Annotated in this window: 25 protein-coding genes; 8 read left to right on the top strand and 17 right to left on the bottom strand. The window is 67.4% G+C overall.

Going from position 1 to position 23581, the window contains the following annotated elements; genetic code table 11:
- The first annotated feature begins 1 nt into the window (after nucleotide 1).
- The 3 genes from queA to tgt are packed head-to-tail and all read left to right on the top strand — an operon-like array spanning nucleotide 2 to nucleotide 3470.
- Entirely contained in the window at nucleotides 2-1045 is a 1044-nt protein-coding gene (queA, locus tag J2X67_RS15830; protein WP_309954240.1) for a tRNA preQ1(34) S-adenosylmethionine ribosyltransferase-isomerase QueA, read from the top strand.
- Nucleotides 1042-2280, top strand: coding sequence for a PQQ-dependent sugar dehydrogenase (locus J2X67_RS15825; protein ID WP_309954239.1), 1239 nt, complete (start codon nucleotides 1042-1044; stop codon nucleotides 2278-2280). Before queA ends, J2X67_RS15825 begins: the two co-directional genes overlap by 4 nt.
- Nucleotides 2277-3470, top strand: coding sequence for a tRNA guanosine(34) transglycosylase Tgt (gene tgt / locus J2X67_RS15820; protein ID WP_309954238.1), 1194 nt, complete (start codon nucleotides 2277-2279; stop codon nucleotides 3468-3470). Before J2X67_RS15825 ends, tgt begins: the two co-directional genes overlap by 4 nt.
- 32 nt (nucleotides 3471-3502) lie before the next feature.
- Here the strand turns inward: tgt and J2X67_RS15815 are convergent, their stop codons facing one another.
- Nucleotides 3503-3886, bottom strand: coding sequence for a hypothetical protein (locus tag J2X67_RS15815; RefSeq protein ID WP_309954237.1), 384 nt, complete (start codon nucleotides 3884-3886; stop codon nucleotides 3503-3505).
- Between the two features lie 126 nt (nucleotides 3887-4012).
- Between J2X67_RS15815 and J2X67_RS15810 the strand changes: the two genes are divergently transcribed.
- On the top strand, nucleotides 4013-4801 hold the full coding sequence (locus tag J2X67_RS15810; protein ID WP_309954236.1) for an SDR family oxidoreductase: 789 nt from the start codon (nucleotides 4013-4015) through the stop codon (nucleotides 4799-4801).
- A 49-nt stretch (nucleotides 4802-4850) separates the two neighbouring features.
- Here J2X67_RS15810 and J2X67_RS15805 read toward each other — a convergent pair whose 3' ends face one another.
- The 7 genes from J2X67_RS15805 to J2X67_RS15775 all read right to left on the bottom strand — a co-directional run bounded on the left by J2X67_RS15805 (nucleotide 4851) and on the right by J2X67_RS15775 (nucleotide 11280).
- Nucleotides 4851-5231: a DUF3597 domain-containing protein gene (locus J2X67_RS15805; RefSeq protein ID WP_309954235.1), complete on the bottom strand. Its 381-nt coding sequence runs from the start codon at nucleotides 5229-5231 to the stop codon at nucleotides 4851-4853.
- An 89-nt stretch (nucleotides 5232-5320) separates the two neighbouring features.
- Nucleotides 5321-6430, bottom strand: coding sequence for a serine endopeptidase (locus tag J2X67_RS15800; protein WP_309954234.1), 1110 nt, complete (start codon nucleotides 6428-6430; stop codon nucleotides 5321-5323).
- Nucleotides 6431-6478: 48 nt separating this feature from the next.
- The gene (locus J2X67_RS15795; RefSeq protein ID WP_309954233.1) at nucleotides 6479-7270 is read right to left on the bottom strand and encodes a DUF2145 domain-containing protein; all 792 of its coding nucleotides are present in this window, start codon (nucleotides 7268-7270) and stop codon (nucleotides 6479-6481) included.
- Nucleotides 7267-7734, bottom strand: coding sequence for a hypothetical protein (locus J2X67_RS15790; RefSeq protein WP_309954232.1), 468 nt, complete (start codon nucleotides 7732-7734; stop codon nucleotides 7267-7269). The genes J2X67_RS15795 and J2X67_RS15790 overlap by 4 nt, the downstream gene beginning before the upstream one ends.
- A 52-nt stretch (nucleotides 7735-7786) precedes the next feature.
- On the bottom strand, nucleotides 7787-8290 hold the full coding sequence (locus tag J2X67_RS15785) for a YiaA/YiaB family inner membrane protein (RefSeq protein WP_309954231.1): 504 nt from the start codon (nucleotides 8288-8290) through the stop codon (nucleotides 7787-7789).
- A 156-nt stretch (nucleotides 8291-8446) separates the two neighbouring features.
- Nucleotides 8447-10408 (bottom strand): MFS transporter, encoded by a 1962-nt coding sequence (locus J2X67_RS15780; protein WP_309954230.1) that lies wholly within the window; start codon nucleotides 10406-10408, stop codon nucleotides 8447-8449.
- A gap of 14 nt (nucleotides 10409-10422) precedes the next feature.
- On the bottom strand, nucleotides 10423-11280 hold the full coding sequence (locus J2X67_RS15775) for a hypothetical protein (RefSeq protein WP_309954229.1): 858 nt from the start codon (nucleotides 11278-11280) through the stop codon (nucleotides 10423-10425).
- A 141-nt stretch (nucleotides 11281-11421) separates the two neighbouring features.
- On the opposite strand from J2X67_RS15775, the gene J2X67_RS15770 reads away from it, so the two are divergent.
- Nucleotides 11422-12156: a helix-turn-helix transcriptional regulator gene (locus J2X67_RS15770; RefSeq protein ID WP_309954228.1), complete on the top strand. Its 735-nt coding sequence runs from the start codon at nucleotides 11422-11424 to the stop codon at nucleotides 12154-12156.
- A gap of 3 nt (nucleotides 12157-12159) precedes the next feature.
- Here J2X67_RS15770 and pyrF read toward each other — a convergent pair whose 3' ends face one another.
- The 6 genes from pyrF to J2X67_RS15740 all read right to left on the bottom strand — a co-directional run bounded on the left by pyrF (nucleotide 12160) and on the right by J2X67_RS15740 (nucleotide 16948).
- On the bottom strand, nucleotides 12160-12984 hold the full coding sequence (gene pyrF, locus J2X67_RS15765) for an orotidine-5'-phosphate decarboxylase (RefSeq protein WP_309954227.1): 825 nt from the start codon (nucleotides 12982-12984) through the stop codon (nucleotides 12160-12162).
- Between the two features lie 11 nt (nucleotides 12985-12995).
- Complete coding sequence (locus J2X67_RS15760) at nucleotides 12996-13844, bottom strand: uracil-DNA glycosylase family protein (protein WP_309954226.1); 849 nt, start codon at nucleotides 13842-13844, stop codon at nucleotides 12996-12998.
- Nucleotides 13841-14383: a ribosomal protein S18-alanine N-acetyltransferase gene (rimI, locus tag J2X67_RS15755; RefSeq protein ID WP_309954225.1), complete on the bottom strand. Its 543-nt coding sequence runs from the start codon at nucleotides 14381-14383 to the stop codon at nucleotides 13841-13843. The genes J2X67_RS15760 and rimI overlap by 4 nt, the downstream gene beginning before the upstream one ends.
- Nucleotides 14380-15105 (bottom strand): tRNA (adenosine(37)-N6)-threonylcarbamoyltransferase complex dimerization subunit type 1 TsaB, encoded by a 726-nt coding sequence (tsaB, locus tag J2X67_RS15750; RefSeq protein WP_309954224.1) that lies wholly within the window; start codon nucleotides 15103-15105, stop codon nucleotides 14380-14382. The genes rimI and tsaB overlap by 4 nt, the downstream gene beginning before the upstream one ends.
- Nucleotides 15098-16117, bottom strand: a complete 1020-nt coding sequence (locus J2X67_RS15745; RefSeq protein WP_309954223.1) for a DMT family transporter — start codon at nucleotides 16115-16117, stop codon at nucleotides 15098-15100. The genes tsaB and J2X67_RS15745 overlap by 8 nt, the downstream gene beginning before the upstream one ends.
- Before the next feature lie 66 nt (nucleotides 16118-16183).
- Entirely contained in the window at nucleotides 16184-16948 is a 765-nt protein-coding gene (locus J2X67_RS15740; protein WP_309954222.1) for a DeoR/GlpR family DNA-binding transcription regulator, read from the bottom strand.
- A gap of 79 nt (nucleotides 16949-17027) precedes the next feature.
- Here J2X67_RS15740 and J2X67_RS15735 point away from each other — a divergent pair, with 79 nt between their 5' ends.
- The 3 genes from J2X67_RS15735 to J2X67_RS15725 all read left to right on the top strand — a co-directional run bounded on the left by J2X67_RS15735 (nucleotide 17028) and on the right by J2X67_RS15725 (nucleotide 20789).
- Nucleotides 17028-17615 carry a GDP-mannose pyrophosphatase gene (locus J2X67_RS15735; RefSeq protein ID WP_309954221.1) on the top strand — a complete coding sequence of 196 codons (588 nt, stop codon included), beginning with the start codon at nucleotides 17028-17030 and terminating at the stop codon, nucleotides 17613-17615.
- A 7-nt stretch (nucleotides 17616-17622) separates the two neighbouring features.
- Complete coding sequence (dacB, locus tag J2X67_RS15730) at nucleotides 17623-19053, top strand: D-alanyl-D-alanine carboxypeptidase/D-alanyl-D-alanine-endopeptidase (RefSeq protein ID WP_309954220.1); 1431 nt, start codon at nucleotides 17623-17625, stop codon at nucleotides 19051-19053.
- A 134-nt stretch (nucleotides 19054-19187) separates the two neighbouring features.
- Nucleotides 19188-20789, top strand: a complete 1602-nt coding sequence (locus J2X67_RS15725) for a prolyl oligopeptidase family serine peptidase (protein WP_309954219.1) — start codon at nucleotides 19188-19190, stop codon at nucleotides 20787-20789.
- Between the two features lie 10 nt (nucleotides 20790-20799).
- On the opposite strand, the gene J2X67_RS15720 is transcribed toward J2X67_RS15725, so the two are convergent.
- The 3 genes from J2X67_RS15720 to purE are packed head-to-tail and all read right to left on the bottom strand — an operon-like array spanning nucleotide 20800 to nucleotide 23548.
- Nucleotides 20800-21801, bottom strand: coding sequence for an L-threonylcarbamoyladenylate synthase (locus J2X67_RS15720; protein WP_309954218.1), 1002 nt, complete (start codon nucleotides 21799-21801; stop codon nucleotides 20800-20802).
- A complete protein-coding gene (locus J2X67_RS15715; protein WP_309954217.1) occupies nucleotides 21798-22991 on the bottom strand; it encodes a 5-(carboxyamino)imidazole ribonucleotide synthase in 1194 nt (397 codons plus the stop codon). Before J2X67_RS15715 ends, J2X67_RS15720 begins: the two co-directional genes overlap by 4 nt.
- A complete protein-coding gene (gene purE, locus J2X67_RS15710; RefSeq protein WP_309954216.1) occupies nucleotides 22988-23548 on the bottom strand; it encodes a 5-(carboxyamino)imidazole ribonucleotide mutase in 561 nt (186 codons plus the stop codon). Before purE ends, J2X67_RS15715 begins: the two co-directional genes overlap by 4 nt.
- Nucleotides 23549-23581: the final 33 nt, after the last annotated feature.

The following is a 23581-nucleotide window of genomic DNA, read 5'->3' as shown; positions in this document are numbered from 1 at the left end:
CATGCGCGCCTTCACGCTTTCCGATTTCGACTTCGTCCTGCCCCCCGAACTGGTGGCGCAGCATCCGGCCACCGAACGCACTTCTTCCCGTCTGCTCGACGGCACCGGCAGCGAGCCGGCCGACCGCATCTTCAAGAGCCTGCCTTCATTGCTGCGGGCGGGCGACCTGCTGGTCTTCAACGACACGCGCGTGGTCAAGGCGCGCCTTTTCGGCGAGAAGCCGACCGGGGGCAAGCTCGAACTGCTGGTCGAGCGCGTGCTGCAGGGCCACGAGGTGGTTGCGCACATGAAGGTCAGCAAGAAGCCGCCGGTGGGCACCACGCTGCAGATGGTGGGCGGCTTTCGCGCCACGCTGCTGGGCCGCTGGCCGGAGGAAGATGGCGCACTGTTCCGGTTCGGTTTTGAAAGCGACGCCGGCGAAGACCCCTATGCGCTGATGGCCCGCTGCGGACACGTGCCGCTGCCGCCCTACATCACCCATACCGACTCAGCCGACGACGAGAGCCGCTACCAGACCGTGTTCGCGCGCGTGCCCGGCGCCGTGGCCGCACCAACGGCTGCGCTGCACTTCGACGAAGCGCTGCTGGACGAGCTCGAAGCGCGCGGCGTGCAGCGCGCCAACGTCACGCTGCACGTGGGCGCCGGCACTTTCCAACCGGTAAAGACCGAGAACATCGCCGAGCACACCATGCACGCCGAGCGCTACGAGGTGCCTGAAGCCACGCAGCGCGCAATTGCCGAGTGCAAGCCGCGCGGCGGCCGTGTGGTCGCCGTCGGCACCACCACCGTGCGCACGCTCGAGTCGTGGGCCAAGAGCGGTGAGGTCAGCGGCGACACGCGCATCTTCATCACGCCCGGCTTCGCCTTCGAGCACGTGGACCTGCTGGTCACCAACTTCCATCTGCCGAAGAGCACGCTGATGATGCTGGTCTCGGCCTTTGCGGGCTACGAGCGCGTGATGGCGCTGTATGCCCACGCCATTGCGCACCGCTACCGCTTCTTCAGCTACGGCGACGCCATGCTGCTGGCGCGCTCAGCCGCATGAAGACCGGCGACCTTCGCCTCTGGCTGTCCGCGCTCGGATGCGCGATGCTGCTGCCGACGGCCGGCCATGCGCGCGGCTACACGCCGCAGGGGCTGTGCGCCGACTACGCGCGGCTCGACATCGGCAGCCCCGCGGGCACCTGTGTCGCGCTGCTGGCCGATGAGGCGCAGGGCCTGCGTGCGCCCCGTCGCATCCTCGAGGTGGCGCCAGGCCGCTACTGGGTGGTCGACATGGGCTCGTGGGAGCCCCGCCGCGGCCGCTTGCTAGAGATGGTGTTGCCCGCCGAAGGCCCTGCGCCGCGGCGCGCGCGCTTCAGCGTGCTGGCCGAGCAACTCGACCGGCCCCTGGGGCTCGTTGCCGGACCCGACGGCAAGATCTACATCGGCGAATCGGGCACGGTCTGGCGCACGCCGATTCCCGCGCCCGGCGGCGCACTGCAGCGCGAAACGGTGATCGATGGGCTGCCGGGCGACGGTACGCACCCGCTCAAGGAACTCGCGTTCGGACCGGGCGGCCGTCTTTACGTGAACGTCGGCTCCGATTCGGATGCATGCCGCGATGCGGCGAAGCAGTACCCGGTGCCCTGCCCCGATTTAGCAGGGCCCAAGCCCCGCGCCACCGTGTACGAAGCGGTGCTCTCCGGGCCGGACCACAAGCTGCAGAGCTTCAAGCCCTTTGCCACGGGCCTGCGCAACTCGGTGGCATTGACCGTGCTCCCGGATGGCCCAGCCAGGGGCACCGTGCTGCAGGGCGAGAATTCCATCGACTACGAAGACGTGGGCCAGCCCCTCGAAGAGTTGAACCGCCTGCAGGCCGGGCGCGACTACGGATGGCCCTATTGCGTCGGCAACCGCCGGCCTGCGCGCGGCTATGAGAACCGGCACGACTGCAAGGCCACCGAAGCGCCGCTCATGCTCTGGCCCGCGCACGTCGCGCCGCTGCAGATGATCGCCGGGCCTGCAAACAGCCGCTTCGCGGGCCAGCTGCTGGTTGCATGGCGCGGCCACCAGGCACCCGGCCACCGTGTCGTGGGCTACAAGCTCGATGCGCGGGGCCTGCCGTCCGGCAAGCCGATCGAATGGCTCGCCGGCTGGAACCCCAAGTCCGGCGTGCGCCCCATGGGCCGCCCCACCGGCATCACCGTCGACCGGCAGGGCCGTTTGCTCGCCGTCGAGGACTTCAACCGTACCATCCTGATGCTGCTGCCGGACACCGGCGCCGCCCCCCGGAAATGACCGACACCACCTTGCCCCGCCTGAAGTTCGAACTTCTCAAGACCGACCCCGACAGCCACGCGCGCCGGGCCACCCTCACGCTCAACCATGGCGTGGTGCAAACGCCGATCTTCATGCCCGTGGGCACCTACGGCACCGTCAAGGGCGTGATGCCGCGCAGCCTCGAGGAGATGGGCGCGCAGATCATTCTGGGCAACACCTTCCACCTGTGGATGCGCCCCGGCCTGGACGTGATGGCGAGCTTCGGCGGGCTGCACCAGTTCGAAAAGTGGAACAAGCCCATCCTCACCGACTCGGGCGGTTTCCAGGTGTGGTCGCTGGGCGCCATGCGCAAGATCAGCGAAGAGGGCGTCAAGTTTGCTTCGCCCGTCAACGGCGACAAGCTGTTTCTCACGCCCGAAGTGTCGATGCAGATCCAGACCATCCTGAACAGCGACATCGTGATGCAGTTCGACGAGTGCACGCCCTACGACACCAAGGGCCACATCACGACCGAAGCCGAGGCACGCATCTCGATGGAACTGAGCCTGCGGTGGGCCAAGCGCTGCCAGCATGAATTTGCGCGGCTCGAAAACCCGAACGCACTCTTCGGCATCGTGCAGGGCGGCATGTTCGAGAACCTGCGCGAAGAATCGCTCGCCGCGCTCGTGGACATGGACTTTCCGGGCTACGCCATCGGCGGCGTGAGCGTGGGCGAGCCCAAGGAAGAAATGCTGCACATCATGGGCCACACGCCGCACCGGCTGCCGGCCGACAAGCCGCGCTACCTGATGGGTGTGGGCACGCCCGAGGACCTGGTGCAGGGCGTGGCCGACGGCGTCGACATGTTCGACTGCGTGATGCCGACCCGAAACGCGCGCAACGGCACGCTGTTCACGCGCTTCGGCGACCTGAAGATGCGCAATGCGCGCCACAAGAACGATCCGCAGCCCATCGACCCGAGCTGCACCTGCCATGCCTGCGCGGGCACCTCGGGCGTAAGCTGGAACGACGGTGGACGCGAGGGCTTCAGCCGCGCGTACCTGCACCACCTGGACCGCTGCGCCGAGATGCTGGGGCCGATGCTTACCACCATCCACAACCTGCATTACTACCTGAACCTGATGCGCGAAATTCGTGAATCGCTCGAAGCGGGTACTTTCACGACGTTCAGGGCACGCTTCAAGGCCGACCGCGCACGCGGTGTGTAGGCACCGCACTGGCACCGTCGAACCGCGCGCGCCTACTTTGCTGCGCCTGGCGCCTTGACGGCAAGCGGCGTGGTGTACGGCTCGATGCGCAGCAGGTCGTTCTTGAACACCGCCACCTGGCGCAGCGGCGCCTGAACCAGCGCGCCGCCCGCGTCCTTCTGCGATGCGTATTGCCACAGCGTGAGCTGCCCCTTGGCCGCCAGCAACTCGGCCAGGCGCTGCACGCCGGGGCCTGAACCCCCGCCGAGTTGCGCCGCCTCTACGCCAACGACGATTTCGTCCTTGGGCGAAACCAGCTTGAAGAGTTGAACGGGCGCTGGCGCCTGCGCGCGCGCGGGCTGCACAGCAGCGGCCAGGGGAAGAAGCGCGAGGGCGGCAAGGCCGGCCAACGCGCGGCGACGGTAAGAAATGTTCATGGGCGACAAGCCTACCCACGCAGGCGCACGTTGCCCACATCCCGGAAGCCATACGCCACGTACACCGGAGGTATGCAGGAGTAAACCGGATTCGCTCGACGATGTACATCCGCTACGCTAAACGCCATGACCACCGCCTCTTCTTCACCTTCTTCCGCATACACCGCCCGCTACCCCTCGCTTGCCGGCCGCACCGTGTTCATCTCGGGCGGCGCCACAGGCATCGGCGAAGGGCTTGTGCGGGCTTTTCACGCCCAGGGCGCCAGGGTCGGTTTCTGCGACCTCGACGCCGCAGCGGGCCGAGCACTCGCGGCCCAGCTCCAGGGCGGCAATCCGGTGCTGTTCTGCGAATGCGACGTGACCGACACCGCAGCGCTTGCTGCCGCCATTGCCGCGGTGCGCGCGCAGTTCGGCCCCATTGGCGTGCTGCTGAACAACGCGGCCAATGACCGCCGCCATGAAATGGCCGACGTCACAAGCGAAGATTTCGACCGCCTGGTGGCGGTCAACTTCAAGCACCAGTTCTTCGCCGCGCAGGCCGTTGCAGACGACATGCGCGCGCTGGGCGGTGGCTCGATCATCAACTTCGGCTCGATCAGCTGGATGATCAAGGGCCGCGGCTATCCCGTCTACCAGGCCTGCAAGGCCGCCGCGCGCGGGCTCACGCGGTCGCTGGCGCGAGACTTGGGCAAGGAGAACATCCGCGTCAATTCGATCGTGCCGGGCTGGGTCATGACCGAGCGGCAGATCAAGCTGTGGGTCAAGCCCGAATCGGGAGCCGAGATCGATGCAGCCCAGTGCCTGCCGGGCCGCGTGATGGCCGAAGACATTGCCGCAATGACGCTTTTTCTTGCCGCGGACGATTCGAGGATGTGCACCGCGCAAGACTTCGTGGTGGATGCCGGCTGGACCTGAAAAAAAAGCCCGGCGTGCCGGGCTTTTTTACAGGTTGGCGACCAGCCGATCAGTCGCGCAGTTCGGCCGGAACCTTGCCGCCATTGGCGGCCAGCTTGGTCATGACCTGGCGATGCAGCCAGATGTTCATCTTGGCGCTGTCGCTGGTGTCGGCGCCGTAGCTGAGCTCGGCTGCGAGCTGCTTGCGCGCATCGAGGCTGCTGTCCAGGCCAAGCAGCTTCATCAGGTCGACGATGGAGGTGCGCCAGTTCAGGCTGCTCGCACCGGGCATGCCGTCGAGCAGGGCCTCGACGTCCACCACGGTAATGGCCGCCGGCGGTGCGGCTGCAGCGGGTGCGCCTGCGGACGCCGGGGCTGCCGGAGCAGCGGGCGCGGTGGCGGCGTTTGCGGACGGGAAAATCTTGGAAAGAATGCTGCCGAAAATGCTCATGCGTGTGCTCCGTCGATGTTGAGAACTGAAAACCCGCGGCCACAGTTGTGACGCGCCGGACGTTGTAGCACGGCCCCGCAGCGCTCCCGCTAAACCGCGGGCCGAACCGCCACGCCGGATGTGAACGATTTCGCAGACTCCCCTTCGGATGCAGGCGCCGTCGGCGGCGCGGCGGAGGTACCGCAGGCGTGGCAGAACTTCGAAAACGCACTTTTGCGGGTTTCGCATTGCTCGCAATGGTCGAACAGGCCAATGCCGCAATGCGGGCAGAAGTCGATCTCGTTGTTCTTAAGGTCCACCGGCCGCTCGCATCCTGGGCACACGTTCTTGCCGAGCCGCGTGAGCGCGGTGTCGTAGCTGAGCTCTTCGCGCCGCACCTGGTCGGGCTGCTGCTCGGCGAGCTTCTGGCGCGCAAGGTAGCTGTTGAGCGCGACGATGGCATAGCGCCCCACAAGCACCGTGGCCAGGATACCCACCACGTAGCGCACGTAGCCGCCATAGCTGGGCATGTAGGGCACCAGCTCGACGAAAAAAGCGAACACCGCAAAGAAGATGAAGCCCCACACAAACGGCCAATACGTGCCTTTGCGCTTTTTGACGAAGAGCCAGCCCGCCACCACCAGCAGGGGCAGCGTCAGCGCAAGCCTGTAGCCGAACACGCGCAGTTCGACGCGGCGGTACTCGGCCTCGAGCTTCTCCTGCGCGTCGCGCTCCAGCACCGCCAGCGATTGGCGCGCGCGCTGCTCGCCCTGCCGCGCATCGAGCACGATCTGGCGTTGCGCATTCACCTGCTGTTGAACCTCGTCTTCCTTTTGCTTGAAGGCATCGAGCGCCTTGGTGCGCGCAATGAGTTCCGTGTCCTGGTCGGGCTGCGCGGTGGCGCGCCGCGTGGCTATCCAGTTGGCAAAGGTCTCGCGGGCGTTGGCGCTGGCCTGCTGTGCGGCAGTGAGCTGCAGGCGAACCTGCTCGAGCTCGCGTGTTGCGACGAGCTCGGTTTGCTCCGCCGCCTTGATGGTGTTGCGCAGCGGCTCGGCCGCGGCACGGTCGATGAAGTCGTCCAGCTGCAGCGCCCGCTCGACCTGCGGCAAGTCGCCCACGATGGTGCCGCCAAGCCCGATCAGGAAGCTCGCGAACACCAGGGCCACCAGCCACAGGCCGCGGCGAAACCACTTTTCAGACAGTCGCAATGACTTGCTCATTTCTTTTTTCCTCGTTTTCTTTTCGAAGCGCGAACGCCCGGCTTGCAACTACAGCTTGAACGCCACAGGCGCAGCACCCAGCCCCGCGCGCGGCAGCCATGCAAATACCGAATCGACAGTGACCGTTTCGATGCGGTCCGAAAAGCGCTTGTCATTCGGGTGATCGTCGAACGCCACGTTGGCCGACCCCACACGGCCGCCCAGGCGCGTGAGCGGGCCAAGCCGGAGCGTCGTCGGCTCGTAGCCCTTGAACTGCATCCACGCCTGGGCCTGCCCCCGGTTGGCGATGGTGGCCGGCTCCATCGCCGCGGCCAGCGTCTCGACGGCCCACTGGTTCGACTGCTGGTACTTCTGCCCCCACACGTAGCTCACGATGCTGTAGGGCGCCACATTCAGCCGCACGATGCGGGGCGGCGGCTCCTGCAGCGCAGCCAGGAGTTGCGCTTGCACAGGCGCGGTTGGCACCACCCAGGCCGCCTCGTAGCGCCACAGGTCGTCAAGAAAAAACTCGCCGAGCCCCTGCCGGTAGACCGCGGCCACGGCCGTGCCGCACTGGTTGAGCTTGTGCACCACGCGCCACGGGCCTTGCTCGGTCTTGTAGGCAATGCCCAGATGCGAATAGCGCAGGCCGTACTTGCCCAGGTCTTGCCCGGCCCGGGCCAGCAGCACGACGCGGGCGCCGCTCGCATCCAGCTGCTGCGAGGTGCGCTCGGCCAGCTGCATGCCCTTGATGATCAACTCGGCCGTCGGCTTGGCCTGCTCGCAGGAGCGGCCGGCTTGCGCTTGCAGCGGCAGGGCCGCCGCAAGCGCAAAGAGCACAGGAAAGAGCGCGCGCCTCATGACAGCCTCTCGTTGTGCAACAGGGCGCGGCCGATGGCATTGGGCACAAAGGCCAGCACCTCGCCTGCGGCCGACAACACGATGCCGGTACCGATCACGCTGACCAGCACACCCGTGCCGACGGAGGCAGACACGCCGTTGGCGGCGCGGCCCACTACCTTGACGCTGGCACGGGCGCCATCCGACGCGCGCTCCAGCACGTAGACAGTTCCGTCGGCCGAGGCCTCGACTGCAACCACGGTGAGCATCGAGCCGCCCACCGAGATCGCCGCCGGCACCGCGACCACCGCGGTAGCCGAAGCGCCGGCGGCTGAAGCAGCACCCACCACCGAGGCCACGGGCAACAGCGACAGTGCGCCCGAAGCCTCGGAAGCCTGGCTCTGGGCCTGGGCATGAAGGGGAAGCACTGCACCGCCGAACACGGTGCTGGCAGCGACAAGAAGAGCAGCAATCGACTTTTTCATGACGGTCTTTCGTGGGTTGAGATGTAAATCAAGCAAAGTGAAGGTGCCGCCCTCACTCAGCCGAGCCGGCGACGGCGGCTTCCTGGCGAGCGGCACGGCGGCCTTGCAGGCGCGCTTCGACAAGGTCGGCTTCGTGGCGGTCGCGCAGCGTCTTGGCCAGCGTGAAAGCCGAGCTGATCAGGAACAGCCAGCTCACGCCCAGGAAGGCCTTGTAGGCGTCGTTGATCTCCATACGGATCAAGCCCCAGCCCGTAAGGCCCATGGCCGTGAAGAAGCTTCCCCAGACCACCATGCGCCACATCGGCACGTCGCGGCTTGCGGTGCCGCCGCCGTCCGCATGCTGGTTGTCGCGAATGAACTTGGCCAGCATGAAGGCGGTGCTCAGGCAGAACACATAGCCCATCACCATGAACGCACGGTCCAGCGCCTCCCCTGGCAGCCAGCTCAAGCCGGTGGCGCACAGGAACACGGCAATCGCGAAAGAAGCCCAGACCTGGAGCTGCCAGGCCCGCGTATCGCGCTGGATCGAAACGGTGGTGGAAGGGAAGGTTTGCATGAATGCCTCGCGGCGTAGTGAAGGTGAGCGAATGATGGTTCGCTCCCGCACCGCGAGGATCAAATGCTTCAACCAGTTCTGGTTTGAGCCGCTACTGGTATCCCAGAAAGATACTTTCCAGCGCCTTGCGCGCCGACGAGGCCTGGCTTCAGGACGTCAGGTGGTTGCCAGCAATCCGCTCACGCGCTGCTGCAGCGCCTCCGGCTGCACTTCGACCGGCGGCACGGCATGGCCGACGTTGAGCCCCACGCGGCTGAAGAAGCCACGGCGAAAGGGCTTTGCCATGGCCACGTTCTGGCCACCCCGCAGCTCGATGCGGCTGAAGTACGAGCCCCAGAGGTTGTTCAGCGCCATGGGAATCACCGGCGGTTCGATGCCTTCGGCGCGTGCGCTTTCGATGATCTTCATCACGCCGCCCTTGAAAGGCTGCAGCTTGCCGTCGCGGGTGATGGCGCCTTCGGGAAAGATAGCCAGCAGGTCGCCTTCGCGCAGAACCTGCAGCGCCTTGGCAAAGGCGGCTTCATAGGCGGCCGGGTCTTCTTTTTGCGGCGCGATCGGAATCGCCTTGGCCAGCTTGAACAGCCAGCCGAGCACCGGCACCTTGAAGATCCGGTGGTCCATGATGAAGCGAATCGGCCGCGGGCTTGCGGCCATCAGCAGGATGGCGTCGATGAAGCTCACGTGGTTGCACACCAGCACCGCCGCGCCTTCGGTCGGAATGTGCTCGTCGCCCTTGATCTCGAAGCGATAGACGAAGTGCGACAGCATCCACGCAATGAAGCGCAGCAGGTACTCCGGCACCAGCATGAAGATATAGAACGCCACCACCGCGTTGGCAATGCCGGTAAACAGGAAGATCTGCGGAATGGTGAAGCCGGCGCCAAGCAGCGCACCCGCGATGACCGAACTGCCGATCATGAACAGCGCATTGAGAATGTTGTTGGCCGCAATGATGCGCGCGCGGTGCGTGGGCTGGCTGCGCAATTGGATCAGCGCGTACATGGGCACGCTGTACAACCCCGCAAAGAGCGACAGCAGCGCCAGGTCGGCCATCACGCGCCAATGCGCGGCCTGGCTCACAAAGGCCCCGAGGCCCATGACGGCCACCGGCGGCAGACCGCGCGACGCAAAGTACAGATCGATGGCAAACACGCTCATGCCGATGGCACCCAGCGGCACCAGGCCAATTTCGACCTGCCGGCGGCTCAGCGTTTCGCACAGCAGCGAGCCCACGCCAATGCCCACAGAAAACACCACCAGCAGCAACGAGGCCACCTGCTCGTCGCCGTGCAGCACTTCTTTCGCGAAGCTCGGGAACTGGCTCAGGAAGACGGCACCGAAGAACCACATCCATGAAATGCCCAGCAGCGAGCGGAACACCACGATATTGCCGTGCGCCAGCTTGAGGTTGCGCCACGTCTCGCTGACCGGGTTCCAGTTGATCACCAGCCCCGGGTCGGTGGCGGGCGCCCGCGGAATCGCCTGCGCCACGCCGCGCCCGACCAATGCCAGCAGCACGCAGGCCACCGCCACCGTGGTGTGGCCGACTTGCGGCAACGCCACCAGCAGCCCGCCCGCCACCTGCCCGAGCAGGATGGCGACGAACGTGCCCATCTCGACCATGCCGTTGCCGCCCGTGAGTTCGCGCGCATCGAGCACCTGCGGCAAGTAGGCAAACTTGACCGGGCCGAACAGCGTGGAATGCAGGCCCATCAGAAACACGCAGCCCAGCAGTACCACCGCATCTGCGCGCACGAAGCCCCAGGCTGCAATCAGCATGATCGCAATCTCGAAGTTCTTCACAAAGCGAATGATCTTCGTCTTGTCGAACTTGTCGGTGAGCTGCCCGGCCGTTGCCGAGAACAACAAGAACGGCAGGATGAACAGCGCCCCGATCACCAGGCCCGCCATGGCCGGCGGCATCCAGCTCAGCTGGAGCTGGTAGGTCACCATCACGGTGAAGGCGAATTTGAAGAGGTTGTCGTTCGCCGCGCCCGCGAACTGCGTCCAGAAGAAAGGCGCGAAACGCCGCTGCTTGAGAAGCGCGAACTGGTTGGCGTGCGCGTTCGCCTCGTGGGGCGCGGTGGCGGCAGTCGCAGCAGCGGCGGGGGTTGTCATTCGAAGAATTCTCCTCAGGCCGTTACGACGGCTGCGTCAGGATTGTGCCGCAGCAGGGTCCCGCGCCAGCTCACATCGAGCTTCCGGAGTGCGGCCAGCACAGGCAGGCCCGCCAGCGCCGCCACCAGGTGCTTGAGGCTATGGCCCGAAATCAGGTGGCCGGAGGCCTCGTAGACCTGGTGGTCCGCCAGCTCGAAAGCCTTGGCGACGGCGTAGAACAAGATCACCCAGCCCAGTTTGAGGCCGACCGCACAGCGCATCGGCGTGGCCAGCGCAAGCGTCAGCACCAGGGCCATGCCGCCAAACTGCACGAGGGCCCAGGGCAGTACGTTGCCGGTTTCCTGCACCAACTCTGCCGCCAACAGCCCCGCAGTCAGCACGAACCACGCCGCCGGCCAGCCGGCGCGCTGGCTCACGCGCTCGCAGACGGCCATGCCGATCAGCCCCGCAAAGGCCACCGCCATGCCGGCGCGGTCTGCCGCGAGCCGGGGAGCCTCCGGCAGCAGGTGATAGAAGGCCGAGCCCGCAGCGGTGGCGATCAGGCCCGCGAAGAACAGCCAGGCGCAGTCGAGCGTGTTGTCCGGCGGGTCGCTGGCCGGCGGCGCCAGCGGAAACTGCGCCAGCGCCTGCTGGTGGGCCCGGTCGATCCGGTTGAGCCGGTACAAGCCCCAGCAGCCGATCAGCAGGAAAGGCAGGTTGCTCAGCACGTCCATTGCGTTGGGCAGGCCGTGCCAGACCCGGTCGTCGGCAAACACCGAGGCAATTGCCACGTCGGCCGCAGGCAGCGCGGGGCCGAACAGAGCGATCAGCGCAAGCAGCGCAAATGCGAAGAGCAGCCCGCGTTCGCGGCGGCTGAGAGTGGGCAGGAACATGGCGGGCCTCGTTGGTTGGGTGGTACGAGCCGCGGAATTTAGTTGCCAGCCTCTCTGTAGGCATCGAGAATCGATACGAGGTATTAATTCACACCTTTCGGTATCCTTTTTCGATACCCCTCCCCGCACAAGCCACCTTTCATGAGCACTACCGTCGACCTTGTCCAAGCCCTCAAGAACGAACTCAAGAGCGCCCGCATGACCTACGCCGACCTGGCGCGGTCGCTCGACATGGCGGAATCCAGCGTGAAGCGCATGCTGGCCAAGAGCGACATGCCGCTGTCGCGCGTCGACGCGATCTGCCGCGCACTGAAGATCGACTTTGCCGAGCTGGCCCGCCGCGTGGCCGACGCCCAGCCGCTGCTGAAAGAGCTCACGCAGGAGCAGGAAAGGGCGGTGGTCAAGGACAAGAAGCTGCTGCTGGTGGCCATCAGCGTGCTGAGCCAGTGGACGCTGGAGCAGATCGTGGCCTCATACCGCATCAGCGAAGCGGAGTGCATCAGCTTTCTGGCGCAGCTGGACCGCATCGGCATCATCGAACTGCGGCCGCTCAACCGCTACCGGCTCAAGCTGGCCAAGACCTTCCGCTGGCGGCCGCATGGCCCGGTGATGGAGTTCTTTCGCGAGAACGTGGTGCTCGACTACTACCGCGGCGGCTTCGATGGCCCGGCCGAGGGACTACTGCTGGTGCACGGCTCGATCAGCCGGTCGCTGGCGCCGGCGTTCCTGGAGCGCCTGCAGCGCGTGGCGCAAGACTTTGCGCAGCAGCACCAGACGGACCAGAAGCTCTCGGCCAAGGACCGCGAGGGCTACACGCTGCTCCTGGGCATGCGGAACTGGGAGTTCGAAGCGTTCACGCGCCTGCGCAGGGCCTGAAGCTCAGGGCTTTGCGGCTTCGAGAGCATCGCGCGTCATGCGCGCGGCGTTCTTCGCGGCGGCGGCAAAGTCGTCGCCGGACGAGGCATAGATGATGGCGCGCGACGAGTTCACGATGATCGGCGCATCGGCGCGCCAGCCCGCACGCACCGTTGCCACCGCATCGCCGCCCTGTGCGCCGACACCCGGAATCAGCAGCGGCACCGTGGGCGCGAGTTCGCGCACGCGTTCGATCTCTGCGGGGTAGGTGGCCCCCACCACGAGGCCGAGTTGTCCATTGAGGTTCCACGGGCCTTGCGCGAGCTTGGCAACGTGCTCGTACAGAAAGGGCTGGCCCTCGATGTCGGCCAGGCGCTGGCCCTGCAGGTCGGAGCCACCGGGGTTGCTGGTGCGGCACAACAGGAAGGCGCCCTTGCCTTCGTGCTTCAGGTACGGCGCAACGGAGTCGAAACCCATGAAGGGCGACAGCGTGACCGCATCGGCGCCGTAGCGCTCGAAAGCCTCGATGGCGTACTGCTCGGCGGTAGAGCCGATGTCGCCCCGCTTGGCGTCCAGGATGACGGGCACATGGGGCGCATTGCGGCGCATGTGCTCCATCAGCTGCTCCAGCTGGGCTTCGGCACGGTGGGCCGCAAAGTAGGCAATCTGCGGTTTGAATGCAATGACCAGATCGGCGGTCGCATCGACGATGCGCGCGCAGAAGTCATAGATGCGGCTGGCATCGCCCTTGAGTTGCCCCGGGAACTTGGCTGGCTCCGGATCGAGCCCCACGCAGAGCAACGAACCGTTTTTTTGCTGTGCGGTGGCCAGCTTGTCGAGGAAAGTCATGGGGCCCGATTTTACGGACCGCCGGCCACCGCCTGATTCGATGGCGTTTGCTGTTCGGCAGCCAGGCACAAGTCGGCCCAGGCGCGCGCCTTGTCGGCGGGGTTTCGCAGCAGGTACGCCGGGTGATAGGTGGCCACCACGGGCACGCCGTTGACCGAGGGCAGCGGCACGGCCCGGCCACGCAATTTTCCGAGGGGATCTGCGCTTTGCATAAGGCTTTGCGCGGCCAGCGGCCCCATGGCAAGCACCAGGGCCGGCGCCAATGCGGCGGCGTGTTCGTCGAAGGCTTCGGCAATGGGTCGCGGGCTGCCGGGCTGTCCTGCGGCCACGCCGCGGTGCGTGCGCATCAGGTGCACCGGCGTCCTGCCGTCGTTCAGCTTGAGGGCGCGCAGCATGTTGTCGAGAAGCTTGCCGGCATCGCCTGCAAATGGCTCGCCGTGGCGGCCGTCGGCTTCGGGCGGCATGTCGGCGACGACCAGCCAGCCGCCTTGTGCCGGCCCGGTGCCGGCTTCGGCATAGAGGCGGCGGGGTGTTTCGACAAGCACTGCGGCGCCGTGGACGAGCGGCGCGGCAACGGGGCGCGCGGCAGGCGGTTGCGCCGCCGCCGACCGCGCGGCCGGTGACTGCGCGGCCGGTGACTGCGCGGGCGAAGCCAAGGGGGCCATCGGCGCCGGGGACGCCGGCGCGGCGTACGGCTCGCGCTCATCGACAGGCGGTGGCTCCGCGGCAACCGCTTTGGTCTCCGCGGCGGCAGGAGGCGCGTCGAAGGCCTCGGGCATCGGCCACCAGACCTTCACGCCCATTTCGTCAAGCATCGCGCGTTGGCGCGCATCGAGCTTCAATGTCTGCACTGCACTCATCGCAAGGCTCCCCAGGCGGAGCCTGTTTCGTTCAATCTCAGGCTCATGACCACGGCGTCTTCGCGCTTGCCTTCATGCGCCGGGTAATAGCCCTTGCGCACGCCCACACTGCGGAACCCCTGGCGCACATAGATGTCGAGCGCGCGCCGGTTGCTTTCGCGCACCTCGAGCCACAGCCATTGCGCGCCTTCGCCGCGCGACCAACCGGTCAGCGCCTCGAGCATCAACGGAGCCCAGCCCTGGCGCTGGAAAGCCGGCGCCACGGTGATGTTGAGCAGATGCACCTCATCGACGCCTTTCATGGCCACGAAATACCCGATGAGCGTTTCGCCGAGGGTGGTAACTGGCGTGGCCAGGTGCGGCAGCGACACCGGCGCAAGCAGGCACTGGCAGTGGTAGCCGACGGCCATCGAATCGATGAAGTTCGCGCGCGTCCAGGGGTGGCTGTAGGCCGTCTGCTCCACCGCGCAGACTGCATCGAGCCGCTCGATGGTGAGCGGTTCGAGGCGGGCTTCGACGGGTTGAAGAACGGCACTCATGGGTTGGTCACCGGCAAATTCGCAACTGCGGCCGCCTTGATGGCGGCACGCTCCTGCGTGGTTTGCGCCACTTTATCGCGAACATACAGCGGCCAGGCATGTGCCGCATCCACCGTGCGTCCGGCAGCAAGCAGCGCCGGCGCGAGCCTGAGCATGGCGGTGGCGGTCGGCAGCACCTCGTGGCGTGCGGCGGCCGGTGCCAGGCGCGGCCCGTAGGCGGCAAAGGCATTGCCGGCGAGCGACCAGCCGGGGGGCACTTCCAGCGCTTCTGGGGCGAGCAGCAGCGGCTCGTCGTCGTTGCCCTGCGGCGCGCCCAGTTCGCCGCCGCCTTCGAAGTCGTAGCGGGCGGCATACAGCTGGTCCATGCGCGCATCGAGCACCGCGACCACCTGGCGGGCGCCGAAGGCATGGCGCGCCTCTTCGGCCACGGCCAGCAGGGTATCGACAGGCAACAGCGGCACGCCGGAGCCGAAGGCCAGGCCCTGTGCCACCGAGCAGGCGGTGCGCAAGCCCGTAAACGAACCCGGTCCGCGGCCGAAGGCAATGGCGTCGAGCGCGGCCAGTTCGAGCCCCGCATCCGTCAGCAATTGCAGGATGAGCGGAATCAGCGTGCCCGACGCCTGCGCGCCGCCGGCGCCGCTGTGCGTGAACAGGCGCTCGCCGTGGCGCACCGCGACCGACAGGTGCTCGGTGCTGGTGTCGAAGGCCAGGAGCTTATGCATCGCGGCGCCCCATGGCTGCGGCGGCCGGCACCGCGGGTATTGCGGCATTGCGCCCCGCGGCGGCCTTCTGCACGCCGAACAGGATGCCGGCGGTCACCAGCAGCAGGCCGGCCACCAGGTTCCAGTACAGCGGCTCGTCCAGCCAGATCACCGCGCCGAAGGCCGAGAGGCCCGGCACCAATGCCGTGATCATGGTGCTGCGCACCGGCCCGAAATATTGAATCATCCTGGTGAAGGTAATGCCCGAGATCACCACCGAGCCGATGCCCTGGAACACCATCTGGAACGCCACTTCGCCCCACGGCGCAGAACCGATGTGGCTCACGACCGCGCCGCCTGCGACGAGCAGGCTGTACACGGGCACATAGGTCAACAGCGCGAACACGGTAATAGCGATGGTCGCGCGCACCGCGTCGAGCCCATGGCGGCGCGCCACCACGCTGTAGCAGGCCCAGCAGAAGGCCGCGCCCATGAAGAGCAGGTCGCCCTTCCAGACCTCGCCGCCCTCGAAGGCGTGCAGCAGGCTGCGCCCGCCGACCATGAGGTCGCCGGCAACGATCAGCGCCAAGCCGAACGCACGGCCCGGCGTGATGCGGTCGCGCAGCACCAGGGCCGCAAGCAGCGTGGTCCACAGCGGCAGGCTGCCCGGCATCAGCACCGAGGCGTGGCCCGCGGGCGCAAAGAAGAAGCCGCTGTAGGCAAGCATGGCGTAGGCCAGGCCACCGAAGACGCCGGCGGTGGCGGTCACCCGCAGCGAGAGCGGCGAAAGGCCGAACAGCGACGAGACGGCGCCTCCCCCGGAACGGCCACGGCCCTTCATGACCAGCCAGGCGCCCCACGGGACCAGCACCATGCTGGCGCCGCAGATGCGGGCCAGGGCCAGGTCGAAAGGTGTGAGCGAGCGTCCGGCCGAGGCTCGGGCGATCACGATGAAAGCGGTCCAGACCAGCACGGTGACCACGGCCGCACCAATGCCGAGGGTGCGGGGCGAAAAACGGGGCATGGCGGGCATCCCCCGATTATCGAGGGCCCGCCGCAGTCCCGCCGGCAAGGGGCGAATCAGGCGTAAACGCGCCCGTCAGGCGCCGTCGCTGCGCAAGATGGCAAGCCCCGCCTTGCGCAGGTCCGCCAGCGCGGAGGCCGGCGCTTCCGGAGACACCAGAAGACTGGTGGCGGCCGAAACAGGGTTGATCACCCAAGCCGAAGCCGCCCCGATTTTTTCCGACGAAGCCAGCACCACCGTCTCGGCCGCGGCCGCCATGAGCGCGCGCTTGATCGCGGCCTCTTCGTCATCGCCGGTGGTCAGTCCCGCCCTGGCATGCACGCCGGTCACGCCCAGAAAGCAGGTGTCGGCATGCACGCGCGAGATGGCGTCCATGGCGGCGGCGCCCACCGCCACCATCGAATGCCTGAAAAGCCGCCCGCCGACCAGCACCACCTCGATGCCGGCGTGGCCGACCAGCTCGACCGCCACCGAGGGGCTGTGCGTCACCACGCTGGCGCGCAGGTTCCTGGGCAAGTGCCGCGCCATCTGCACGGCCGTGGTGCCGCCGTCGATGAACACCACCTGCCCCGGCTGCACCAGGCGGGCGGCGGCGCGGCCAATGGCCACTTTCTCGGCGGTGGCCAATTGCAGGCGGCCTGCAAAGTCGGCCTCGGCCCTGGCGAGCGGCAGGGCACCGCCGTGCACGCGCTGCAGCAGGCCCTCGGCGGCAAGTTCGCGCAGGTCGCGGCGGATGGTGTCTTCAGACAGCGCAAGCTCCTCGCTGAGCGACTTAGCAACGACGTTGCCGTCGCGCTGCAAGACCGAGAGGATGTGTTGTTTGCGCTGGCGGGTGAGCATCGTCCGATCGTATCCGGCCACAACGCAGATTGCACGAATTTTCTTGTTTTTGCACGAATCTGCGCATAAGCTCCGCGCCATGACCCTACAAGACCGCGTCCGGGTGCACGAAGTCACCTTGCTTTCCGACAACTGGTACACGCTGAAGACCACCGCCTTCGACTGGCGGCGCAACGACGGCGAGTGGCAGCGCATGCATCGCGAAACCTATGACCGCGGCAACGGCGCCACGCTGCTGCCCTACAACCTTGCCCGGCGCACGGTGCTGCTGACGCGGCAGTTCCGCTACCCGGCCTTCGTCAACGGCCACGACGACCTGCTGATCGAAGCCGCCGCGGGGCTGCTCGACAACGCGGCGCCCGAAGAGCGCATTCGCGCCGAGGTGGAAGAAGAACTGGGCCTGCGGCTCGGCGCGGTGCAGAAGATCTTCGAAGCCTTCATGAGCCCAGGCTCGGTGACCGAGAAACTGCACTTCTTCATTGCCGGGTACGAAGCCTCGATGCGCGTCGGCAACGGCGGCGGCCTGGCTGAGGAAGGCGAGGACATCGAGGTGCTCGAACTCGGCATCGACGAGGCGCTGGCCATGGTGGCGGACGGACGCATTGCCGATGCCAAGACAGTGATGCTGCTTTATTACGCCCAGCTGCACGTTTTTCCGCCGAGATAATCGGCCGATGGTTCTTCGTCGTCTCTCCTTTCTCCGGCCCGTTTGCGCACTGACCCTTGCCACGCTCTTTGCCTCGGGCGCCGATGCGCAGCAAGCCTTTCCAACAGAGGTAGAGACCGCCCTCGCGCGGGCCAAGGTACCGCGCGATTCGGTCACCATGCTGGTGGCCGATGCCGACGGCCTGCGCCCGCCGCGCCTGGCGTGGCGCTCGCAGGTGCCGGTGAACCCTGCATCGATCATGAAGGTGGTAACCACCTACGCCGCGCTCGACCTGCTCGGCCCGGCCTACAGCTGGAGCACGCCGGTCTACCTCGACGGTACGGTGAGCAACGGCGTGCTCAACGGCAACCTGTACATCAAGGGCCAGGGCGATCCCAAGCTGGTGCTCGAACGGGTGTGGCTGCTGCTGCGACGCGTGCAGGGCCTGGGCATCAACACCGTGAGCGGCGATATCGTGCTGGACCGCAGCACGTTCGAGAACACCGCCGAGAACGACCCCGCCGCGTTCGACGGCGAGCCGCTGCGGCCCTACAACGCCTCGCCCGACGCGCTGCTGGTCAACTTCAAGTCGGTCAACATGACCTTCACGCCCGAGCGCGGGGGGCAGTTGGCGCGCATCAACTACGAGCCCCCGCTTGCCAGTGTTTCGATGCAGCCCACCATAGCGATGGCGCCGGGCGAATGCGGCGACTGGCGCACGGCAATCAGGCCGGACTTCAGCGACCCGAACCGCATCCGCTTCAACGGCGGTCTTCCGGCAGCCTGCGGCGAGAAGAGCTGGGCCGTGGCCTATGCCGATCCGCGCACCTACGGTCTCCGCGCCGTCGGCGGCATGTGGGCTGAAATGGGCGGCCGCGTCGGCGGGCAGATGCGCGACGGCCGGGTGCCGCCGGGCCTGAAGCCGGTGTTCGAATTTGCCTCGCCGCCGCTCGCGGAAGTGGTTCGCGACATCAACAAATACAGCAACAACGTGATGGCGCAGCAGGTGTTCCTCACCTTGGGCCTCACGCAAAAGAACCGCGGCACGTTCGAGGCTTCGCGCAATGCGCTGGGCCAGTGGTGGCGCGATCGCATCGGCACGGGCGAGGCGCAGCCGGTGTTCGACAACGGCTCGGGCCTTTCGCGTGAAGAGCGCATCAGCGCCGCAGCGCTCGGCAAGATGCTGCAAGTGGCCTGGCGCTCGCCGGTCATGCCGGAGCTGGTGTCGTCGCTGCCGGCCTCGGGGGTGGACGGCACGCTCAAGCGGCGCGCGCTGCGCTCGGGCGGCGCAGCCCACCTGAAGACCGGCACGCTGCGCGATTCGTCGGGCGTGGCCGGCTATGTGCACGGCGCGAGCGGCCGCCGCTACGTGCTGGTGGCCATTGCCAACGGCGAGAACGCGGGCGCGGCGCGCGCCGCGTTCGACGCGCTGGTCGACTGGGCGTACCAGGACAACTAGGCGCTGGTCGTCTGCCCGGTGTACTGAAAACTTCTGTAGGTAATAGCCGCTTGCGCGCGGCCGGGGCGCTGCACAGAATCGAACGCCCGTTCGGCTCGACACCCGTGCACACCGGAGCACACAGGAGATTTGCCTTGAAGACACCGCAACAACCATCCCGCGCCTCAGCTCACAAGAAGGCTGCATCGGCGGCACTCGCCGGCGCCGTGCTGCTGCTGGCAGCCTGTGGCGGAGGTGGTGGTGGCGGAGGCGGCGGGGGTATCGGAATCGGTTTTCCGCCGCCCGCATCGGACACAGGCCGGGGTTCGGTCGTGACGACCCCGCCGGAGCAGGCGTCCAAGCTGACCGCGGACCAGTTCAAGTCGCTGCTCGAGGCCGATGCTTCCGGCAGGGCGCTGCTCCAGGTGACCGGCACGCCCAAATGCGGCATTGAGACGCGCTACCTCGAATACCGGACGATCGGCGGCAAGAACGAAGCCACCAACGCCACGGCCGCGGTCATGGTGCCGACCGGCTCGGACGTGGCCTGCAGCGGCGCACGGCCGGTGGTTCTGTATGCCCACGGCACCACCGCCGCGCGCAACTTCAACATTGCCAAGTGGACCGAGGCCGGCCAGCCCGCAGCCGGCGAGGGCCTTACGGTTGCCGCCATGTTCGCTGCGCAAGGCTATATCGTGGTGGCGCCCAACTACGCAGGCTACGACAAGTCGACGCTGCCCTATCACCCGTACCTGAACGGCGACCAGCAGGGCAAGGACATGGTCGATGCGCTCACCGCGGCGCGCAAGACCTTTTCGGATATCAACGCGACCGATGCGGGCTCGCTGCTGATCACCGGCTATTCGCAGGGCGGCTACGTGGCCATGGCGGCGCACCGCGAGATGCAGGCCACGGGCAAGCCGGTGACCGCGTCGGCGCCGCTTTCTGCGCCGTCGGCCATCGGCCTGCTGGCGGACTACACCTTCGAGGGCTGGCCGGCGCTGGGCAGCACGCTCTTCGTGCCGCTGCTCTCGGCCAGCTGGCAACAGCAGTTCGGCGACGTGTACGGCAATACCGGCGACATCTATGAGTCGCAGTACGCCGCCGGCATCGACACCCTGCTGCCGAGCCTGACGCCGATCACCACGCTTTTTGCCAATGGAAAACTGCCTCAGCTGGCACTCTTTCCGGCAGGCGCCACGCCGGGGCCGGTGAGCCCCGACCTGTCGATCTTCTACGGCGCCAACAACCTGATTCGCCAGAGCTACCTGACGCAAGCGGCCAGCGACATCCAGGCCAATCCCTGCCCCGGCAATGCGCTGCCTCCTACGGCCGGTTCGCTCAGCACGACCTCGCCGCTCGATTGCCGGCCGGCCGTGGGCTTCAGAAAGGCCGCGCGCGCCAACGACCTGCGCAACTGGCTGCCCACCCGGCCGGTGCTCATGTGCGGCGGAGCCAATGATCCGACCGTGAACTTCCTGAGCACCCGTGCCACCGCAGGGTACTTCCGCGCCCGCGGCATGCCGGCCGCAGCGCTGACCGTTGTCGACCTGGAAGACAACGCCACCACCGACGCCTATTCCGCCGCGCGGGCCGGGTTTGCGCAGGCCAAGAGCACCCTGGCGCAGAACACTTCGGGCAGCGACTCCGACAAGGCGCGGGCGGTCACGCTGGCCTATCACGGCACGCTGGCGCCGCCTTTCTGCCTGGCTTCGGCGCGCGGCTTCTTCCAAGGCGTGCTGGCAGCCGGCGGCTGACCCTTGAGGGTCAGCCCATTGAAGCTCGTTGGAGGCGGTCTCGCACCCCTTCCCATTCAGGGGTGTCCGGCGGCGTCTCGACCCAGATCAGCTTGACGCCCTGCGCGTCGAATTCGCGCAGCACCGCGAACAGCTGGTGCGCGCTGGCCGCGGCATCGTCGGGCATTCGCCGCTGCAGCACACGCTGCGAATGGCTGCGCACCCCGGCGCGCGTCCAAACCGCGATGTTCGCCGCGCCCGCACCGAGCACGTCGAGCCCGGTCTGGATGGCCCTGGCGTCCATCAACCGCAGCTTGGCATTGGGGGCGTAGTGCGCCTCCAGCGTGCCCGGGGCACGCGGGTCCGGCGTTTCGAGCACCTCGCGGTCGCTCAAGCGCTCGCCCAGCGCCGCCTCGACCTGCGCGCGCGTGATCAGGCCCGGCCGCAGCAGCACGGGCGCGCCGCGGCTGCAGTCGATGATGGTGGATTCGATGCCCACCTCGCAGGCGCCGCCGTCGACCACCGGCAGCGATTCGCCGAACTCGTCGAACACATGCTGCGCCGTGGTCGGGCTCACGCGGCCGAACCGGTTGGCACTGGGCCCCGCAAGGCCGGGCACGCCCTGCTCGGCACAGGCTTCGAGCAGCGCCTGCGCCACCGGATGCGAGGGGCAGCGCAGGCCGATGGTGTCCTGCCCGCCGGCTGCCGCTGCGGCAACCCCGGGTTGGCGCGTGACGATCAGCGTCAATGGGCCGGGCCAGAAGGCCTGCACCAGTTTTTGCGCGAAAGGCGGAAGCGGCTGCGCAAAGCGCGACAGCGCCTCGGTGCCCTTGATGCCGGCCGCCACATGCACGATCAACGGATGGTCCGAAGGCCTCCCCTTGGCCTTGAAGATGCCGGCCACCGCCATGTCGCTGGTGGCATCGGCGCCCAGCCCGTAGACGGTTTCGGTCGGGAACGCGACCAGCCCGCCCGCGCGCAGAACGCGCGCGGCCTCGGCAATGGCCTGGGGAGACTGGCCGTCGAGAATCATGCGAAGTCGGCCGCCGTGAGCGCCGGCAGGCCGAGCAGGATGGCGGCTTGCGAAGCCGCGGCGCGCACGCCCTCGAGCGTGGCGCCGGTGAAGGTAAGGTGGCCCATCTTGCGGCCGCGGCGCGGTTCGACCTTGCCGTAGAGGTGCAGGTGTGCGCCGGGCAACGCGAGCACGTCGCTCCAGCGCGGCGTCACCGGCTTGTCGCCACCTTCGGCGGTGAACCACAGGTCGCCGAGCAGGTTCAGCATGATCGCGGGGCTGTGCTGGCGCGGTGCCGCCAGCGGCAAGCCGGCAAGGGTGCGCACCTGCAGTTCGAACTGCGACACGTCGCAGGCTTCCATGGTGTAGTGGCCGCTGTTGTGCGGGCGGGGCGCCATTTCGTTCACCACCAGCGAGCCGTCGGCCAGCGCGAAGAACTCGACGCACAGCACGCCCACGTAGTTGAGCCCCACCGCAATGCTCTTCGCCGAGTTGATGGCTGCCTGGGCCACGGTCTTGGGCATGTTCTGCGCATGCACCTCGGTCACGGCCAGGATGCCGTCGCGATGCAGGTTGCGCTGGGGCGGAAAGTGCACCATCTGCCCGTCGCGGCCACGCGCCACGATCACCGAGCATTCGAATTCGAGCGGCAACATCTTTTCGAGCACGCAGGGCACGCAGCCCGCGGCCTGCCAAGCATCGATCAGCTCGGCCCGCGTCGACACGCGCTGCTGGCCCTTGCCGTCGTAGCCGAGGCGGGCGGTCTTGAGAATGCCGGGCAGGAGCCCGTCCTCACCGGCTGCCAGCTGCGCCGCGGTTTCGATGACTGCATACGGCGCGCAGGCCACGCCGCAGCGGGTGAAATGGGCTTTTTCGGCGATGCGGTCCTGCGCGATGGCAATGGCGGCGGCATCGGGCGCCACCGGCCGGGCCACGGACAGCTTGTCGAGCGACGGCGCGGGCACGTTCTCGAACTCGGTCGTTACCGCATCGGCCAGGCCCGCGAGGCGTGCCAGGCCGTCCACGTCGGCGTAGTCGGTATGAATGTGGTGGTGGCTCACGCGGCCCGCCGGGCTGTCGGCGTCAGGGTCGAGCACCGCCGTGAAATAGCCCATGCGCTGGGCGGCATGGGCGAACATGCGGCCCAGTTGGCCGCCGCCGAGCACGCCCAGCGTGGCGCCCGGAAGAATCGGAAGGTCGTTCTTGCTCACAGTGCACCCCCGCCTTGCGGCGAAAAAGGCGAGACAGGCGAAACAGCGCCCGCGTCGGCAGCCGCGGGCGGCGGCAACGCCATGGCCTCGGCCGCAGCGGTTTGCGCGGTGCGGAAGGCGTCGAGCCGGGCTCGCAGCGCCGGGTCGTTTACCGCCAGCATCGCCACCGCGAAAAGCGCCGCGTTGGCGGCGCCCGCATTGCCAATGGCAAAAGTCGCCACCGGAACACCCTTGGGCATCTGCACGATGCTGTAGAGCGAATCCACCCCCTGCAGGTGCCGGCTGGCCACTGGCACGCCCAGCACGGGCACGGTGGTCTTGGAGGCCAGCATGCCGGGCAAGTGGGCCGCGCCGCCCGCGCCCGCGATGATTGCGGTGAGCCCGCGCCCAGCGGCGCTTTCGGCGTACGCAAAGAGCGCATCGGGCATCCGGTGGGCCGAGACCACCTTCGCTTCGTGCTTGATTCCGAATTGCTGGAGAATCTCGACCGCGTTGCGCATCGTCTCCCAATCGGAGCTCGAGCCCATCACTACACCGACCTGAATGGTTTCGTTCATGGTTTCAATTTTACGTTTCACCCCCAGCTGGTT

The organism is Variovorax sp. 3319, assembly GCF_031456585.1.
GTDB classification, from domain to species: domain Bacteria; phylum Pseudomonadota; class Gammaproteobacteria; order Burkholderiales; family Burkholderiaceae_C; genus Variovorax; species Variovorax paradoxus_P.
The sequence above is the reverse complement of the archived record's forward strand: the minus strand, read 5'-3'. Positions and strand labels throughout refer to the sequence as shown.

What these genes read in the sequence shown, in the direction of transcription:
- queA (WP_309954240.1), top strand. Translation starts at nt 2, where the DNA reads ATGCGCGCCTTCACGCTTTCCGATTTCGACTTCGTCCTGCCCCCCGAA.
- J2X67_RS15825 (WP_309954239.1), top strand. Translation starts at nt 1,042, where the DNA reads ATGAAGACCGGCGACCTTCGCCTCTGGCTGTCCGCGCTCGGATGCGCG.
- tgt (WP_309954238.1), top strand. Translation starts at nt 2,277, where the DNA reads ATGACCGACACCACCTTGCCCCGCCTGAAGTTCGAACTTCTCAAGACC.
- J2X67_RS15815 (WP_309954237.1), bottom strand. Translation starts at nt 3,886, where the DNA reads ATGAACATTTCTTACCGTCGCCGCGCGTTGGCCGGCCTTGCCGCCCTC.
- J2X67_RS15810 (WP_309954236.1), top strand. Translation starts at nt 4,013, where the DNA reads ATGACCACCGCCTCTTCTTCACCTTCTTCCGCATACACCGCCCGCTAC.
- J2X67_RS15805 (WP_309954235.1), bottom strand. Translation starts at nt 5,231, where the DNA reads ATGAGCATTTTCGGCAGCATTCTTTCCAAGATTTTCCCGTCCGCAAAC.
- J2X67_RS15800 (WP_309954234.1), bottom strand. Translation starts at nt 6,430, where the DNA reads ATGAGCAAGTCATTGCGACTGTCTGAAAAGTGGTTTCGCCGCGGCCTG.
- J2X67_RS15795 (WP_309954233.1), bottom strand. Translation starts at nt 7,270, where the DNA reads ATGAGGCGCGCGCTCTTTCCTGTGCTCTTTGCGCTTGCGGCGGCCCTG.
- J2X67_RS15790 (WP_309954232.1), bottom strand. Translation starts at nt 7,734, where the DNA reads ATGAAAAAGTCGATTGCTGCTCTTCTTGTCGCTGCCAGCACCGTGTTC.
- J2X67_RS15785 (WP_309954231.1), bottom strand. Translation starts at nt 8,290, where the DNA reads ATGCAAACCTTCCCTTCCACCACCGTTTCGATCCAGCGCGATACGCGG.
- J2X67_RS15780 (WP_309954230.1), bottom strand. Translation starts at nt 10,408, where the DNA reads ATGACAACCCCCGCCGCTGCTGCGACTGCCGCCACCGCGCCCCACGAG.
- J2X67_RS15775 (WP_309954229.1), bottom strand. Translation starts at nt 11,280, where the DNA reads ATGTTCCTGCCCACTCTCAGCCGCCGCGAACGCGGGCTGCTCTTCGCA.
- J2X67_RS15770 (WP_309954228.1), top strand. Translation starts at nt 11,422, where the DNA reads ATGAGCACTACCGTCGACCTTGTCCAAGCCCTCAAGAACGAACTCAAG.
- pyrF (WP_309954227.1), bottom strand. Translation starts at nt 12,984, where the DNA reads ATGACTTTCCTCGACAAGCTGGCCACCGCACAGCAAAAAAACGGTTCG.
- J2X67_RS15760 (WP_309954226.1), bottom strand. Translation starts at nt 13,844, where the DNA reads ATGAGTGCAGTGCAGACATTGAAGCTCGATGCGCGCCAACGCGCGATG.
- rimI (WP_309954225.1), bottom strand. Translation starts at nt 14,383, where the DNA reads ATGAGTGCCGTTCTTCAACCCGTCGAAGCCCGCCTCGAACCGCTCACC.
- tsaB (WP_309954224.1), bottom strand. Translation starts at nt 15,105, where the DNA reads ATGCATAAGCTCCTGGCCTTCGACACCAGCACCGAGCACCTGTCGGTC.
- J2X67_RS15745 (WP_309954223.1), bottom strand. Translation starts at nt 16,117, where the DNA reads ATGCCCGCCATGCCCCGTTTTTCGCCCCGCACCCTCGGCATTGGTGCG.
- J2X67_RS15740 (WP_309954222.1), bottom strand. Translation starts at nt 16,948, where the DNA reads ATGCTCACCCGCCAGCGCAAACAACACATCCTCTCGGTCTTGCAGCGC.
- J2X67_RS15735 (WP_309954221.1), top strand. Translation starts at nt 17,028, where the DNA reads ATGACCCTACAAGACCGCGTCCGGGTGCACGAAGTCACCTTGCTTTCC.
- dacB (WP_309954220.1), top strand. Translation starts at nt 17,623, where the DNA reads ATGGTTCTTCGTCGTCTCTCCTTTCTCCGGCCCGTTTGCGCACTGACC.
- J2X67_RS15720 (WP_309954218.1), bottom strand. Translation starts at nt 21,801, where the DNA reads ATGATTCTCGACGGCCAGTCTCCCCAGGCCATTGCCGAGGCCGCGCGC.
- purE (WP_309954216.1), bottom strand. Translation starts at nt 23,548, where the DNA reads ATGAACGAAACCATTCAGGTCGGTGTAGTGATGGGCTCGAGCTCCGAT.